This is a genomic window from Flavobacterium daemonense (genome assembly GCF_007341385.1).
Lineage (GTDB): Bacteria > Bacteroidota > Bacteroidia > Flavobacteriales > Flavobacteriaceae > Flavobacterium > Flavobacterium daemonense.
Genome location: NZ_VJYD01000012.1, coordinates 40,868 through 58,199, shown reverse-complemented (window position 1 = coordinate 58,199; position 17,332 = coordinate 40,868). Strand labels below are relative to the sequence as shown.

Annotated in this window: 12 protein-coding genes; 7 read left to right on the top strand and 5 right to left on the bottom strand. The window is 34.5% G+C overall.

All coding sequences use genetic code 11. From position 1 onward, the window contains the following. Positions 1–9: 9 nt before the first annotated feature. Together FND99_RS15150 and FND99_RS15145 are read right to left on the bottom strand one after the other, a co-directional pair. Complete coding sequence (locus tag FND99_RS15150; RefSeq protein ID WP_144338788.1) at positions 10–3,237, bottom strand: SusC/RagA family TonB-linked outer membrane protein; 3,228 nt, start codon at positions 3,235–3,237, stop codon at positions 10–12. Between the two features lie 559 nt (positions 3,238–3,796). Further along, a complete protein-coding gene (locus FND99_RS15145) occupies positions 3,797–4,963 on the bottom strand; it encodes an MFS transporter (RefSeq protein ID WP_144338787.1) in 1,167 nt (388 codons plus the stop codon). A gap of 103 nt (positions 4,964–5,066) precedes the next feature. Here FND99_RS15145 and FND99_RS15140 point away from each other — a divergent pair, with 103 nt between their 5' ends. The 4 genes from FND99_RS15140 (at position 5,067) to FND99_RS15125 (ending at position 7,563) form a co-directional block, all read left to right on the top strand. Beyond that, positions 5,067–5,900, top strand: coding sequence for an AraC family transcriptional regulator (locus tag FND99_RS15140; protein ID WP_144338786.1), 834 nt, complete (start codon positions 5,067–5,069; stop codon positions 5,898–5,900). Positions 5,901–5,969: 69 nt separating this feature from the next. After that, positions 5,970–6,338, top strand: coding sequence for a hypothetical protein (locus FND99_RS15135; RefSeq protein ID WP_246074226.1), 369 nt, complete (start codon positions 5,970–5,972; stop codon positions 6,336–6,338). Positions 6,339–6,469: 131 nt separating this feature from the next. Then, entirely contained in the window at positions 6,470–7,000 is a 531-nt protein-coding gene (locus FND99_RS15130; protein WP_144338785.1) for a DUF3347 domain-containing protein, read from the top strand. A gap of 2 nt (positions 7,001–7,002) precedes the next feature. Then, positions 7,003–7,563, top strand: a complete 561-nt coding sequence (locus FND99_RS15125) for an AraC family transcriptional regulator (protein ID WP_144338784.1) — start codon at positions 7,003–7,005, stop codon at positions 7,561–7,563. 50 nt (positions 7,564–7,613) lie between these two features. Here the strand turns inward: FND99_RS15125 and FND99_RS15120 are convergent, their stop codons facing one another. Together FND99_RS15120 and FND99_RS15115 are read right to left on the bottom strand one after the other, a co-directional pair. Further along, the gene (locus FND99_RS15120; protein ID WP_144338783.1) at positions 7,614–7,895 is read right to left on the bottom strand and encodes a Txe/YoeB family addiction module toxin; all 282 of its coding nucleotides are present in this window, start codon (positions 7,893–7,895) and stop codon (positions 7,614–7,616) included. Further along, complete coding sequence (locus FND99_RS15115; RefSeq protein ID WP_144338782.1) at positions 7,871–8,101, bottom strand: DUF2683 family protein; 231 nt, start codon at positions 8,099–8,101, stop codon at positions 7,871–7,873. Before FND99_RS15115 ends, FND99_RS15120 begins: the two co-directional genes overlap by 25 nt. A 255-nt stretch (positions 8,102–8,356) precedes the next feature. Here FND99_RS15115 and FND99_RS15110 point away from each other — a divergent pair, with 255 nt between their 5' ends. The 3 genes from FND99_RS15110 to FND99_RS20195 all read left to right on the top strand — a co-directional run bounded on the left by FND99_RS15110 (position 8,357) and on the right by FND99_RS20195 (position 13,775). Next, entirely contained in the window at positions 8,357–10,879 is a 2,523-nt protein-coding gene (locus FND99_RS15110) for a heavy metal translocating P-type ATPase (protein WP_144338781.1), read from the top strand. A 202-nt stretch (positions 10,880–11,081) separates the two neighbouring features. Beyond that, complete coding sequence (locus FND99_RS15105; RefSeq protein ID WP_144338780.1) at positions 11,082–13,319, top strand: multicopper oxidase domain-containing protein; 2,238 nt, start codon at positions 11,082–11,084, stop codon at positions 13,317–13,319. A 294-nt stretch (positions 13,320–13,613) separates the two neighbouring features. Further along, entirely contained in the window at positions 13,614–13,775 is a 162-nt protein-coding gene (locus FND99_RS20195) for a hypothetical protein (protein WP_162615563.1), read from the top strand. 148 nt (positions 13,776–13,923) lie between these two features. Here FND99_RS20195 and FND99_RS15100 read toward each other — a convergent pair whose 3' ends face one another. Continuing rightward, entirely contained in the window at positions 13,924–17,319 is a 3,396-nt protein-coding gene (locus FND99_RS15100; protein ID WP_144338779.1) for a polysaccharide deacetylase family protein, read from the bottom strand. Positions 17,320–17,332: the final 13 nt, after the last annotated feature.

Sequence of the window (17,332 nt, the reverse complement as noted above, 5' to 3'; positions counted from 1 at the left end):
TTTACTGAATTAAAAATTAAGGTTTAGACCAAAGATCAACTGTCTGCTTCTCGGATAAGCTGAATAATCAACTCCCGGTGTATAAGGCGTGCTTCTTCTAGTTGAAGATTCTGGATCTGGACCTGAATAGTTAGTCCAAACAAAAACATTACTAGCCGTAAAATAAAATCTCAACTTAGAAACTCCTAAAGCAGAAGTTAAAGAATTTGGAGTTGTATAACCCAAACTCAAAGTATTAAGTCTTAAGAAAGATCCGTCTTCAACTGCCCAATCACTGAAAACATAACGAGGCATATAAGGAGACCACATTGTAGTGTTTGCATTTAACGCCGCTAATTGTGTAGGGTCTGTCACTAATTGTCCTGTAGAAGGATCAAGATTTGTCCATCTTTTTCCATCTGCCATGTCAGTGCTTAAATTTCTATATTGACCATTCGGGATTGAAGAAGCAAATTCAATTTTGTTTGCATTGTAAACATCGTTTCCAATACTCCAGTTGAAAGCAGCAGAAAGATCGAATCCGTATGCATTTGCATTCAACACCATACCACCAGTGCTTTTTGGATTTGCATTTCCAATAACAGTCATGTCACTTGCATTTACTTTTCCGTCGCCATTAATATCTTTTAATTTCATAGCACCTGGCTGCATTTTACCAACCACTGTAGAACCATCTGGCACTCCAGTTTTTAAAGTATAAGCTCCACCAGCATAATCAAAGTCACTTACTTCATAACGTCCATCGCTCTTATATCCGTACATGATACCTAATGGCTGTCCAACATTAACTAAATAATCTCCAGTAATTGATGAAGAAGCCCATCCAGATGCCGCAGTAAAGTTACTCATTACTCCAAGTGAGTTGATTTTGTTAGTATTAAATGCCGAGTTGAAAGATACGCTTACACCGTACTTTTCTCTTTCAATAATATTAAGGTTTAAAGTTGCCTCAACCCCGCTGTTTTGAATTTCACCCATATTTCTGTATTGGTTATCATAACCTCCAGAAATTGGGAAAAGCATCAATAAATCTTTTGTTTTATTTTTATAAACCTCTACAGATCCTGTTACTTTGTTTTTGAACAAGTCAAAATCTAAACCGATATTTTGTGTAACTGTAGTTTCCCATTTTAAATCTGGATTCGCCATTGTTTTAGAAGCTGCCCAGAAATTATCAACACCATTAATCCAAGTTGAAGTAGAAGAAATGAAGCTCTGAACCATTTGTCCAGGAGGAATATTATTGTTTCCAGCCTCACCATAACTTACTCTTAATTTAAGCAAGTTGATCCAAGAAGCATCTTTCATAAATTCTTCTCCAGAAATTTTCCAAGCTGCTGCTGCCGCTGGGAAGAATCCCCATTTATTACTACCTAAAAATTTACTTGATCCATCGGCACGATAAGTCGCAGTAAGAAGGTATTTGTCTTTATAGTCATAATTTGCACGTCCAAAGAAAGAAAGCAGTTTGTCATCTGGATAATAAAAATTATCAACTGAAATTGGCGTACCTTGAGAAGTTAATTTTATCGCCTCATCTAATTCAAAAGATAATGGATAACCTTGAATTGTACTTGTAAGGTCATTTCTTTTGTAGTTGATAGTTTCTTCTCCAAAAAGGAATTTCAAATTATGATTTTCTCCAACTAATTTTTTCAAATCATAATTTAACGTATTTGCATTTCTAAAACGAGTATCTTTTCTGTCCATCATAATCATAGCAGGCATATTTTGTCTTTCTGCCGCTGGATTATTTTTTACATAATAAGTTGTACGTCCGTAGAAACGGTAATCTTGGTAGTTATAGTTGTCTAAACCGAACTCTGATTTAAACACTAAATCTGAAGTCAATTTCCAAGAAAAACTTCCTAATGTATTAAAGTTTTTTCTAAATTGTTGACGGTTATTATCTGTAATAGCAACAAAAGGGTGCGTTAAATTTGCCGCAACAGCTTCATCTGTATCGTCAGTAGTTAAACCTGGAACCGGAATTGGAGCATATCCAACAATATTTTTCAAACGAGAATCTGCTGATGAAACCTCATTTTGCTCGTTCATACCAGCACCATTAATTTGTGTATCTGAGTAACGAACTGTAAAACTTAAGTCAACTTTATCAGAAGCTTTGCTGTTTAAAGCAAGAGACAAGTTATTTCTGTTGAAGTCTGATCCCAACATAATTGCTTTCTCATCATAATGAGCATAGTTGAAACTATAGTTTATTTTATCAGATCCACCACGAACAGATAAGTCACGACTTTGAACTTCGCCTGTACGGCCAAAAACTTGTTTTTGCCAGTCGTTACCTTTCATACCTTTATATTGGTCATAATCTTGCCAGTTGCCAAAATATTTTGTGTAAGAACTTGGATTACTCAAAATAGTTTTGTCTGTTTGGTCAAGCAATGCATATTCATATTGCCATTTCACATAATCCTCAGGAGATGTAACAGGAATAGTATTTGCCATCTGCTTCATTCCGTAAAACATATTGAAGTTTACTGCTATTTTACCGTCTTTACCTTTTTTAGTAGTAACAATAATAACTCCATAAGCTCCTCTAGAACCATAAATCGCTGTAGATGAAGCATCTTTCAATACTGTCATAGTCTCAATATCTGAAGAAGAAATATCATTAAGACTGTTTACTGGAAATCCATCTACGATATATAATGGAGATGCATCTTGGCTCAAAGATCCGTTTCCACGAATTCTAACTTGGATATTCGAATCAGGCGATCCTTCTGAAGATGTCACCGATACCCCTGCAATACGTCCTGTTAAAGCCTCTGCTACGTTAGGAACAGGGATTTTACGAACTTCATTTCCAGAAAATGTTGCAACAGCACCTGTTAAATCAGATTTTTTTGATGTACCATATCCAATTACAACAACTTCATTCAAGTTATTAGAATCTTCACTTAAAGACACATCCACTTTAGTTTTTCCTGCTGTAGGTACTTCTTTAGATGAAAATCCGATAAATGAAAAAGAAAGGACAGCATTCGCTTTTGTCAACTTGATCTTGTAGTGTCCGTCAAAATCGGTAGAAACACCGTTTTTTGTGCCCTTTTCAAGTACATTAACTCCCGGCAACGAAAGTCCGGCAGCATCCTTAACGGTTCCTTCTACAGTAGCAGTCTGTGCATTTACCTGACTACTCATAAGCAAGCACAATAAGAAAACAAGGGTGAAGCAATAGTTTGCTCCTTTGTTTAATAATTCTTTAAAGTTCATGGTTTATTGTTTAAGTTATTAAATGGTTAATGGTAATTTATGTGGTTTTGATATTCTAATTATATATGTTTAAGTGGCTTTAAAATTCATGAAAACGCAGCAACAGCAAGGTTTTTCAATCGATTTCGTTTAAAAAAAACAATTTGGAATCAAAAAAAATCAAATCATGTAATCGATTACACAAACATAGATATTTTTTTTATATAAAAAATTAATTTTCATAAAAATTTGCTAAAAAAAATTACATATCAAAAATAAAAGCAATTTTTTATACCACATATGTAATTTATAATATGAATAAATACTAATTATATTATTGACAAATATTAATTTCTTTCGATTTTATCAAAAAAACAATCGATTACATGAAAAAATAATATCGATTTTGCAAGACCATAAAAAATGATGTTCTATATCTAACCAAGAATACAGCACCTCAGAATAAACCAATCAATTCCTACAATACAAACTGATACAAGTAGAATTTCGCTCGAAAAAAGACACAAAAAAACCCTTAAAGTGATTAACTTTAAGGGTTTACAAAAAAGTGATTTATCTTTTAAGCTTTTTGAAGCTGCAAATTTGATTTGTGTTTTTGCATTAAAGCTACCGTAATTATCATTCCCGTTACCGCCATAGCAACACCTATAAGATTAGGAGAAGCAAAACCGTAACCAGCCGCCAAAGGGAGTCCGCCCAGAAAAGCGCCCAAAGCATTTCCTATATTAAAACTTCCTTGAAGTGCTGCCGATGCAATCATCTCAGCATCTTTCGCGGTTTTGATCATCAGCATTTGAATAGGTGCAATTACTGCAAAAGAGATTGCGCCTGTTAAAAAGGTCAAAAACAAAGAAACATATTGATTAAATGAGAAAGTGTAAACTAAAAGCAAATCAATCACCATAATAAACAATAAAGCCAAAACAGTGGGTGCCGGCGAATATTTATCGGCCAATTTACCGCCTGCAAAATTCCCGACTACCATTCCGAGGCCAGCAAGGATTAAAATATACGAAACATCTTCTGGCGAAAACTTAGAAACATTTATTAATAGCGGCGCAATGTAACTGATCCATGCAAACAAACCTCCAAAACCAATCGCAGTGATTCCGATGATCAACCAAGCTTCGGTTTTCTTAAAGAATAAAAGTTGCGTTTTCATATTCACATTTCCGGTTTTCTCCAATTTTGGCATCCATAAAGAAATGAACAAAAAAGTAAGCAATCCCACAAAAGCAATTAATATAAAGGTATAACGCCAAATAAAATGGTGTCCTATATAAGTACCAATTGGCACACCAATTAAATTAGCCAATGTTAAACCGGCAAACATAATCGAGATCGCCTGCGCTTCTTTTCCTTTATCGGCCAAACGACTCGCAACTACAGCTCCAACTCCAAAAAAGGCGCCATGTGGCAATCCAGAAAGAAACCTTGAAGCAAACAAACAATTATAACTTGGCGCAATGATGGAAAGCGAATTAAAAACCGTCAGCATCAATGCTAGTAATAAAAGCATTTTCTTTGGCGGAAAATTTCTTCCTAAGATTACTAATAATGGCGCGCCAATAACAACGCCCAACGCATATGATGAAATTAAATATCCTGCAACGGGAATCGAAACCTTCATATCTGAAGCAATATCAGGCAAAAGGCCCATCATAACAAATTCGGTTATTCCAATAGTTAAGCCTCCTAAAGACAAGGCTATAAGACTTTTTTTCATTTTGATTTCAATAGAAAGGAATGTATTTTCTATGATGCAAATTTAACACCGTTAACCGCAAAATAAATTGTATATTTGTGACATAAAATTGTAAATTTAAGTTATGCCGAAGTTAAATCAGTTTGAAACTTTAGTCATTCATGAATTTGAAGATGAGAAATTCCATCTTCCGCCGCACACGCATACGTATTATGAAATTATCTACATAAAAAAAGGAAGCGGTATTCATAATCTCAACAAAAATCTTCTTCCTTATAAAACTGGAGATTTATTTGTGATTTCGCCAGAAGATGAACATTATTTCGACATCAAAAAAAACACCCGTTTTGTTTATATCAAATTCACAGACAATTATTTCAATTCAAAACAGAATCTTACCTGTGACGAATTCTTAATAAATACGCCTGAAAGTTTTATGCGCGACAAAATCCTGAAAGAAACTGTTTTAAAATTTGATGATCCATGTAAAACGATTTTAAAAAATACAGTCGAAAACATCCTTACTTACGATCAATATATTGATGTTACGACGTCGCCAATTGTTTTTTATCAGATTCTTTCGATTTTTGGATTGATAAAAGAAACCATTCGAGGCATGAATCTGCAATTGAAATCAACCCATCTTGATAATGAGCAAATCGCCAATTACATTCATCAAAATGTTTATCAGCCAAAACTGATTCAGATTAAAGTAATTGCCGAACATTTTAATATTGCGCCTACTTATTTCAGTGCTTATTTCAAAAGGACATTTTCTATAAGTTATCGCGATTACATTAATAATTTGCGCACAACTTTGATTGAAAAACGAATTCAAAACAATCAATTGCCAATCAAACAAATTGCTTATGAATTTGGTTTTACGGATGAAAGCCATTTGTCGAATTACTTCAAAAAAAGAAAAAATATGAAACCAACAGATTTCAAAAAGCTTTAGTTATTGAAATCTTAAAAGAACTTTAGACTTGGATTTTTTATCTAAATTTGTATGATAAACTGATTTTCGTTGACAAAAAAAATACACATATTACTACTTATTTTGACTTTTGGCTTCTCTTTGATGTCAACGGCAAGTTATGCGTGTGAAAAATCGTCTGAAAAAGTTTCTTGCGAAAAGAAAGCTTCTTCAAAAAAAGATTCTTGTACGAAAGATTGTTGCCAAAAAAACTCACATTCTAAAAAAGGATGCAGTGGAAAATGCGATCATTCGGGCTGTACAACTTCCGGATTACAATTTAGTCTTTTAAATCAAAGCGAAATTGAATTTACAAATACTGTTTTTAATTTGACTTTCAAAGAACCTATAGCATATTACAAAAACAGCACTCTTTCAGATGGTTTTGTTTCTATTTGGGCACCGCCAAAAATAAAGTAATTCTATTTCTAACAGTCATATTTGCGTCGAATTTAACCGCAAAGAGCGCAAGGGTTTACGCAAAGTCCGCAATGAAAAATCTAAAAATTAATTTAGGAAACTAAAATCCTTTTAAATAAAATTTTATAAAAATGAAAAACACAATAACAACTATAGCAGCAGTAATCACAATATTATTTTCTGCAAATGCGATTCAGGCAAATACTTCAAAAACGGAAAAAAGCGCAATTGAAATTGCAGAATCTACACAGCTTCAAGCTGTTTATGACGCTTACTTTAATGTAAAAGACGCACTTATTAAAAGCGACAGTAAACTGACTTCGGCGAAAGCCAAAGATTTGGTTACTGCAATCACAGCAGTAAAAATGGACAAACTAAAAAGCAACGAACATACAGTTTGGATGAAAGTGATGAAAAAACTTTCTTCTGATGCCAAAAGTATTTCGGCAACTACAGATCTTAAAAAACAGCGTGAGACTTTCAAATCGCTTTCAAAAAGTACTTATGATCTTATAAAAGTATCAAGTCCGGACCAGCCAATTTACAAACAATATTGTCCAATGGCTGATGCTGACTGGTTAAGCAAAGAAAAAGCAGTTAAGAATCCGTACTACGGTTCCTCGATGCTGACTTGCGGAAACGTGGTTGAAACCATCAAATAAATATGAAGCTCTACATCAAAAACATGGTGTGTGCTCGATGCAAAATGGTTGTGGAGTCTGAGTTGGAAAAACTCGGACTTCATGCTATTTCTGTTGAATTAGGTGAAGTTGAACTTAAAGAAAATATTTCAGAAGAACAGAAGGAAATTTTACTTAAAAACCTTCAAAATCTTGGTTTTGACTTAATTGATGACAAAAAAAGCAAGACAATTGAAAAGATAAAAAATCTTATTGTCGATTTGGTTCATCATAAAAACGGCGAACTTAAAATCAACTTATCTGATTATTTAGCCGAAAACCTCAACCAAGATTATAATTCGCTGAGCAATTTGTTTTCGGAAATTGAAAACACAACGATCGAGAAGTACTTCATTAGTCAGAAAATAGAAAAAGTAAAAGAGCTTTTAATTTACAATGAACTTTCATTAAGCGAAATTGCCGATATTTTAAACTACAGCAACGTTGCACATTTAAGCAATCAATTCAAAAAAATTACGGGTTTTACTCCTACTTCTTTCAAACAATTGAAAGATAAAAACAGAATTCAGATCGAGAATTTGTAATCCGAATTTTCTACAAAATAAAAACGTGCTAAATTTATTAGCACGTTTTTTTATTTATCTGAATAATGTCCCATTGCTGAAATCACAACAACTGTGACAATTTCTTCCTCAACATTATATATAAGTCGATCTTTTTTATTTATCTCTCTAGACCAAAATCCTGAAAATTTATGTTTGAGTGCTTCAGGCTTTCCTACGCCTTCAAATGGAGTTTCACTAAGTTCTTCTAAAATTTTTGCAATTTTTTTTATACTGGATTGGTTTCCTGACTTTAAATGTTTAGAAATTTCTGCCTTAGCTTCCGGAATTACTTCAACCCTAAACTTCCCCATATATCACTAGGATCAACGGTTATACTTTTAGATTTTCCACTTTTATAATCTGCATATCGTTTCTCTATCTCAGCAACAAATTCAGGATTGTATGGACTTTCTTCTTCCTCAATTTTTACTCCTTTATTTGTAACTGCTAACAACCTTGCAAGTTCCAGCAAAGTTTTGCCTGCTTTTGTTCGCTCGTTTATGGTTATAGTTGTCATAATCTTATTTTTATTATTACAAAGATACAAAAATCATGCTGTTTTTTGAATAACAAAAATTTACTCACACAGTTTGTAAGGCAAAGCTTTGCAAACCTTCCATTTTCTATGAAACCCAGTATATAAAAAAACCTTGCGTCCTTTGCGGTTAAAAAAACGCTTTTAGTAAATCTTACAAATCATTCTCAAAATTCTACAAACCGTTGTAAACCTTACTTCGGAAATTTGCATTGTGATACTTTAAAAGATAAAACAATGACTCATCAATATATAATTTCAGGAATGTCTTGCAACGGTTGCCGAACCAAAGTCGAAAAAACACTAAACGAAGTCGACGGCATTCACGCAGAAGTTACGTTAGATCCTGCAATAGCGACGATTACAATGGACAATCATGTTACAACAGAAAAACTTCAGAAGGCTTTAACCGCTGCAGGAAACTATACAATTGAAATGAAAACTTCTGAAAACTCGGAAGAAGCACCAAAATCATGCTGTTCCTCTAAAAAAGAGCATTCGCATCATGATCATCAAAAAAAAGTTGTTCTGCCACAAAATACAACTGGAGTTTATTATTGCCCGATGCATTGCGAAGGTGACAAAACATACGACAAACCTGGAGATTGCCCCGTTTGCGGAATGGATTTAGTACCTCAAGCTGTCATAAATACATCAAAATTTACCTGCCCAATGCATCCTGAAATTGTTTCAGATAAACCAGGCGACTGTCCTATTTGTGGTGTGGATTTGGTTCCGGTGCAAGCTTCAGAAGAAGAAAACAAAACGTATTTGGATTTATTGAGAAAAATGAAAATTGCGATATTTTTTACACTTCCTATTTTCATTATTTCCATGTCAGAAATGATTCCGAATAATCCGCTTTATTCTTTGATGTCGGTTGAAAAATGGAATTGGGTTCAGTTTTTATTTTCAATTCCTGTTTTGTTTTATGCTGGCTGGATGTTTTTTGTTCGTGCTTACAAATCGATTATTACTTGGAACCTCAATATGTTTACCTTAATCGGAATCGGAACGGGTGTTGCTTTCTTATTCAGTATTGCCGGAATGTTTTTTCCTGATATTTTTCCTGCCGAATTCAAATCACATCACGGAACTATTCATCTTTATTTTGAAGCTGCAACAGTTATTATAACCTTGGTTTTATTGGGACAATTATTAGAAGCAAAAGCACACGGACAAACCAACAATGCTATAAAAGAATTATTAAAACTCGCTCCCACCGAAGCAACTTTAGTAGAAAACGGAAATGATCGAACAATCTCTATTCACGATATAAAAAAAGGCGATTTACTGCGCGTAAAACCTGGTGAAAAAATTCCCGTTGACGGAAAAATAACAAATGGAGAAAGCAGTATTGATGAATCGATGATTACCGGAGAACCCATTCCGGTGGATAAAAAAAGAGATGACAATGTAATTTCTGGAACGATAAACGGAACCAAATCATTTGTTATGATTGCCGAAAAAGTAGGTTCAGAAACATTGCTTTCACAGATTATTCAAATGGTCAGCGACGCAAGCCGTTCCAGAGCGCCAATTCAAAAACTCGCTGACCGCGTTGCAAAATATTTTGTTCCAACGGTTGTTGCCATTTCTATTTTGACTTTTATTTTATGGGCAAAATTCGGTCCAGAACCTTCTTATACTTATGGTTTAATAAATGCCATTGCCGTTTTAATTATTGCCTGTCCTTGTGCTTTAGGATTGGCAACACCAATGTCGGTTATGGTTGGCGTTGGAAAAGGCGCGCAATTTGGCATCTTGATAAAAAATGCCGAAGCACTCGAAAACATGAATAAAATCGATGTTTTGATAACCGATAAAACCGGAACCATTACCGAAGGAAAACCATCTGTAGAAAAAGTTTACGCTATAAATAATGATGAAGATTTTCTGTTGCAAAACATTGCTTCCTTAAATCAGCATAGCGAACATCCTTTGGCGCAAGCCGTTGTCAATTTTGCGAAAGCTAAAAATATCACTCTTCTTGAAGTTCTAGATTTTGAAGCAATTGCCGGAAAAGGAGTTCTCGGAACCGTAAATAATTCAAAAATTGCATTGGGAAATAAAAAATTAATGGAACAAATAAATGCTTCAATTTCTGATAATTTCGAAAACAAAATTACAGCAGAACAAAATTTAGGAAAAACCGTTTCCTACATCGCAGTCAATAATAAAGTTTCAGGTTACGTAACTATTACCGATTCGATAAAAACAAACAGCGTCGAAGCAATTAAAAATTTGATTAATCAAGGCGTCGAAGTCATAATGATGACCGGAGATAATGGAAACACAGCAAAAGCAGTTGCCAATCAATTGCATTTAAGTTCTTTTAAAGCCGATTGCCTTCCTGAAGATAAATTGCGAGAAATTGAACGTTTGCAAGCGGAAGGAAAAATTGTAGCGATGGCAGGCGATGGAATTAACGATGCTCCGGCTTTAGCCAAAGCCGATATTGGAATCGCGATGGGAACTGGAACTGATGTTGCTATCGAAAGTGCTAAAATCACCCTTGTAAAAGGCGATTTAAACGGAATTGTTAAAGCTAAAAATCTGAGTCACGCTGTAATGAAAAACATCAAACAGAATTTGTTTTTTGCTTTCATCTACAACACTTTGGGGGTACCAATTGCGGCAGGAATTTTATATCCGGTATTTGGGATTTTGCTTTCGCCAATGTTGGCCGCGCTGGCAATGAGTCTGAGCTCGGTTTCTGTGATAGTGAATGCGTTGCGACTTCGAAATTTAAAATTGTAAGTTGGGACGCAATTATTTCCAACACATAGAAACATAGTTTTGCATTGTGCGTAAAGACGTTTCACTTGTTACAATCCACATAGAGCTATGTGTGGAAACTAGTTTCTTTTATGCTCTTTTTTAGTCACAAAAATCTATGTTTCTATGTGTTAAAATAAACTGTGTTCAATTTGACTCAACTATTTTAAAATTATAATTTATCATGAAAATCAAATATATTCTTCTTTTATTTTTAATCGCTTTTCAGTTAAAGGCTCAAAAAGTAGTTCGTTATGATTTATACGTTCGCGATACAATTGTCAATTTTTCGGGAAAAGAAAAAAGGGCAATTGCAGTAAACGGCCAAATTCCGATGCCGACTTTGACTTTTACCGAAGGAGATATTGCCGAAATTTATGTACACAACGAACTTAAAAACGAAGATACAGCCTTGCATTGGCACGGATTATTTCTTCCAAATAAAGAAGACGGCGTTCCATATTTGACGCAAATGCCTATTAAGCCAGGAACGACACATAAATATAGTTTTCCAATAATTCAGAACGGAACCTATTGGTATCACAGCCATTCGGGATTGCAGGAACAAATTGGTTTATACGGACTTTTCATTATTAATAAAAAGAAAGACGATTCGACTTTTAGAAAAGGTATTGATGATTTGCCGACTGTTCCAATTATTCTAAGCGAATGGACCGATTTGAAACCAGAGAACGTACAACGAATGCTTCATAATGCGAATGATTGGTTTGCTATAAAAAAAGGGACAACACAAAGTTATTCTGAAGCGATTCAAAAAGGGCAATTTTCAACCAAAGTCACAAACGAATGGAAACGTATGAGTGCCATGGACGTAAGTGATGTTTATTACGAAAAGTTTTTAATCAACGGAAAAAATGAAGACCAGCTTTCGCAATTTAAAGCAGGCGATAAAGTCCGATTGCGAATTGCAAACGGAGGTGCTTCCAGTTATTTCTGGCTGACGTACGGCGGTGGAAAAATAACTGTTGTGGCCAGCGATGGAAATGATGTTGAACCTGTAGATGTTGATCGTTTGATTATTGCCGTTTCTGAAACTTATGATGTTGTCGTTACGATTCCTGAAGATAAAAAATCCTTTGCATTTTTGGCTACAGCCGAAGACAGAACAGGATCTGCTTCTTTATTTTTAGGCGAAGGAATGAAACAACCTGTCAAACATCTTTCGAAATTAAAATATTTTGAAGGAATGAAAATGATGAACGATATGATGAAGATGAACGGCGAAATGAATGATATGGGAATGAATATGTCTTTGAACAAAATGGACATGAATGCCGTAATGTATCCAGAAATTTCAGGCGAAGAAGAAGCTGCAAAAGCAGAAGATCATTCAATGCACAATATGGAAAACATGGAAATGTCAAATGATTCTACCTCAACTTCCGAAATTATTACATTGAATTATGGAATGTTGAAATCTCCATTTAAGACAAATCTTCCAAAAGACGCTCCGGTAAAAGAATTACGTTTTACATTATCAGGAAATATGAATCGGTATGTTTGGAGTTTAGACAATAAAGTAATTTCTGAAACAGATAAAATTCTAATTAAAAAAGGAGAAAACGTCCGAATTGTATTGTATAACGGATCAATGATGCGCCACCCAATGCATTTGCACGGGCATGATTTTAGGATTTTAAATGAACATGGCGACTATTCTCCACTTAAAAATGTAATTGACATTATGCCAATGGAAACTGACACGATTGAATTTGCAGCAAATGCAGATGGTGACTGGTTTTTTCATTGTCATATATTATATCACATGATGGCGGGAATGGGAAGGATTTTTAGTTATGAAAATTCGGCACCCAATCCGTTGATTCATCACCCTGAAATGGCGTATAAAATGTTAAAAATGGATGACCGAATGTTTCATTTTATGGCCGAAAATGATTTTGCTACAAACGGAAATGACGGAGAAGCGATGTACAGCAATACCCGCTGGAGCATTGGAACCGAATGGAGATTGGGTTACAACGATAGTCATGGTTATGAAACCGAAACGCACATTGGACGATACATTGGCAAAATGCAATGGTTTATGCCCTTTATAGGTTTTGATTGGCGTTACCGAAAAATGGGAATGGACGAACAGGAACAAAATCTTTTTGGGCAAAAGAATACAAAAGATAATCGATCTGTCTTCAGCATTGGAGCCGAATATACTTTGCCAATGCTTGTAAAAGCGCAACTTGAAGTCTTTACAGATGGAAATGTGAGAGTTCAGTTTGAACGAAAAGATATTCCGCTTTCGCGACGCTTGCGAATGAATTTAATGTGGAATACAGACAAAGAATATATGGCGGGCCTAAAATATATTGCCGGAAGAAACTTCGGAATTACAACACATTATGATAGTGATATGGGAATTGGTTTTGGTGTTAATTTGAATTATTAAAAGTCTTGCAGAATAATATATAGTCCCTACGGGACAATCTTAAGGATCTCATTTTTTTTCTACCAATATTAAACTCCTAACGGAGTATCTGAAAAGTTATCTCGTAGAGATAATATATCGGTAGAAAAAATAAACCGCATTTAAAATTGTCCCGTAGGGACTGCATGAATTATTTAATTTTCACTCACAGTTTATTATCAAAACATTAACTAAATTGTAAGAATCAACCTTAAGAAATGTTGCTATATTTGATTCACCAATTACAATTCTCTAACAAAAATAAATTAAATTAAAATGACAAAAGTTATTACAATCATTACCGTTGCTTTATTTACAATTGGCGTGAACGCTCAAGATACAGCGCCTGCAAAAAAAGAAAAAGCTAAAAAAGAATCTTGCTGCAAAAAAGCATCAACAGACAGTAAAGACAAAAAATCTTGCTGCGTTAAAAAATAATCTGAAATTTATTTCAAGAAAAAGGCCTCAAATAATTGAGGCCTTTTTTTATGTTTTTTCCGCCACGAATTCCACGAATTTTCACGAATTACTTTTTTATTCCTGCATTAAAAATTCGTGAAAATTCGTGGAATTCGTGGCAAAAAAACTATTTCACTGTTCCAACATTTCCGGTTCTTGTTAAAACTCCCCAGCTTTGGCTTTCACCTTTTATGGCTCTTCGTAATGCTCTAAACAAAATAACATACATTAATTGTCTGTACACAAATCGCTGCGGAATTAACCAAAACAATTTCGTGAGCTTTTCTTTTTCGAAAATAAAAGCAACAACACTAACCAGCATATCTACCAACATAAAAGCGATATAGTAAATCAATATTTTATGAAGACTATCTGGATCATTGTGATTCCAGATTAAGCTTATAATTAAAACCAAATCGGCTAAAGGAGCAAAGATTGGCAAAACGATTTGAAAAAGAAGAATATTTGGCAAAGCGACCATTCCCAAGCCTTTGTATCTTGGATTAAAACAGGCATCTCTATTTTTCCAGAAAGCCTGCATAATTCCGTAACTCCAGCGAAAACGCTGTTTCATAAATTCTTTCAAACTTTCTGGAGCTTCAGTAATCGCTACGGCTTCTATGCAGTTTATAATATGATAATCGTTTCTTAAAATACGAATCGTTAAATCGCAATCTTCTGCAAGGGTATCGGTTGTAAAACCTCCCGCTTTTTCAATTGCTTCTTTCTTGAACGCTCCAATTGCTCCAGGAACAACTGTGATTCCGTTTATTAAATCAAAAGCTCTTCGATCAAAATTTTGAGCCGTCGTATACTCAATACTTTGCCATTTGGTCAGCATTGTATTTTCATTACCTACTTTTACATTTCCAGCAATCGCACCAATTTCTGCATTATCTTTTAACTGAATTCTAAAACCTTTCATCAATTGCGAAATAGCATCGGTTTTTAGTTGTGTGTCGGCATCGATACAAACAACATAATCGCTTTTTGTCAATGCAATTCCATAATTCAATGCTGATGCTTTTCCTCCATTTGGTTTCGTATTCACTTTAACTTTTAGATTATTAGCGAAAGCCTCATTGATCATAGCAAAAGTTTTATCTTTTGATCCATCATCGACAAAAACAATATCGAAATCAGGATAATCCTGACCTAACAAATTTTCGATTGTTTTTACGGCATTTATTTCTTCGTTGTAAGCCGGAACAATAATGCTCACTTTTGGAAAAAAACCTTCCTCAGCTTTATAAACTGGCGGATATTTATGATCTCTCCATTTTTTCATAAAAGCCATTATTGCCATCAACGCAATTCGAAGAAAACCAAGAAAAATAGCCACCCAAAATGTAGCCGTAATAAAATGTCCAAACCAATATCCAAAGTCGAAAATAAAATTATCAAGAGAGATAAAAGGGCCTTTTGCTTCTGGCATAATTTCATCTTTGGTCTTGCCTAGCAAATGTGAAACCGTTGTAAATTGAATATTTCTGTCTTTAAAATATTTAATAATTCGAGGCAATGCTTTGACTGTTGCTTCTCTATTTCCGCCGGCATCGTGCAGCAAAATAATTCCTTTATCAGGATTTGCTTCGTATTGTTTTATAGTTCTAATGTAAACTGAATCGGCACTAACGCCTTTTTCCCAATCATTTGGATCGATACTTTCACCAACAGTATAATAATTTTGCGCTTTGCTTAAAGCAATTGGTTTCAATTCGGCTTCCGTAGTCGGTTCAGCATCGGCATTATAAGGTGCTCTAAAAAGTACTGTACTTTTACCAGTAACGGCTTCTATGAGCAATCTTGTCGTTTCCATTTCGGCAGATGCTCTTTCTGGACTGACCAAAGCAATATTAGGATGCGTAAAAGTGTGATTGCCAATTTCGTGTCCTTCTCTATAAATTCTTTGCAGCAACGGAATATTATCTTCTCCCTGAATCCCAATAACAAAAAATACGGCTGGCACTTTTTCTTTCTTTAAAATATCTAAAATCTGAGGCGTGTAAATTGGATCGGGTCCATCATCAAAAGTCAAAATGACTTGCTTATTTACATTTCCAAATTTGCTGATTACGTATTTTGTAGGCAATTCAACGTATTTTTGTTCCGTGATAATGGTTTCATCTTTATCGATTTCCAAATCTATTTTTCCAGGCGCAGGATCAGCAATTACATTTAATATTTCGCCATCACCAATATAAGCCGGACTTTCGATTCGTGTGTTGACGCGTTTCATTACCTTAAAATCAAAAGGCTTTTTGTTGAGGCTTTCGTTGGTCAAACTTCGCGGATAAAATGTCCATAAACGCTGATCTTCACTACCTAAACGCCATAAAGCGGTTCCTGCCAAACCGTATTCATCGCTAAATCTTATCGTATTGAAATTTGTTGCAGCATCTTCAAAATCGACCTCATGTTTTTTGCCATTGCTATCTGTATAAGTAAAGGAGTTGTTGTAGCTGGTATTATCAAACTTTATCTTGGCATTATGGAGTTTAGCCAACGCAATTGCTTCATCATAAGTAATGGTTTGACCTTCTTCCTTTTCTTGCCAGTCATATCCGTAACCCGCAATACAGAGAATAATTTTATCTGATGGAATCTCTTTTGCCGTTTTATCTACTATACGTTCAATCCACTTTTGACCGCTTATATCACCTGGAACACTGCTTGCATAATGCTCATCATAAGCCATTAAAAACATATAATCATTGTATTGGGACAATGCTTTTACATTAAAATCATCGTCTCCGGCCATAATATCTTGTGAAACAAGATATCCTAATGGATGTAGTTTTTGATAAAGTGCTTTTTGAAAAGCAATAATTGGCTCATCGCTATTTTCTTTAAATTCCTCAAAATCAATATTTATTCCTTGTAAATCATATTTCTTTAATGCTTTTACAAGATCATTTATAAGTCGATCTCTTTTATTAGAATCATGAAGAATACGGTGAATAAGATCTCCGTCAAATTCGCCTTCGCCAATTGATTCGTTTATATTATTGATCAAGGGAAGAATTTTCACTTTCCCTTTTTTCATTGCTTTCAAGGCCGCAGTATCAATCTCAGTTCGCAATAAATCGGTTTTTGGATCAATAAAAAACCATTCTGGAACTACCATATTGAGTTTGTCAATATTTTTTTGGAGAGAAAACAAACTCTGAGGATCCCAATCGACAAAAAAAGCTGCTCGAACTTCTGACGCTGTTTTGGGCACAGTTGGCTGATTTTTTAATTTCTCTATTTTAGTTTTTGCACGAAGAAAATAATCAAAACCTCGAAATTTTTTCAACTCTTTCGAACTTAAATCTTTTGGTGTAACAGGATTTTCAAGACTATGTTCTGTCTGGCTATTACTTGCCAAAAGCGGGAGTTCTGGTTTCAATCCTCTTTTTAAAGTGATAAAGAAAATCGGAATCATTAAAATTAGGACAAATAAAATAAGTCGGCTTGACCATTGAAAAGTTTTCCAGCGTTTTTGCGTCGCAGTCTGAAATATTTGTTTTTTATTATCCATAAATTCTTACTTT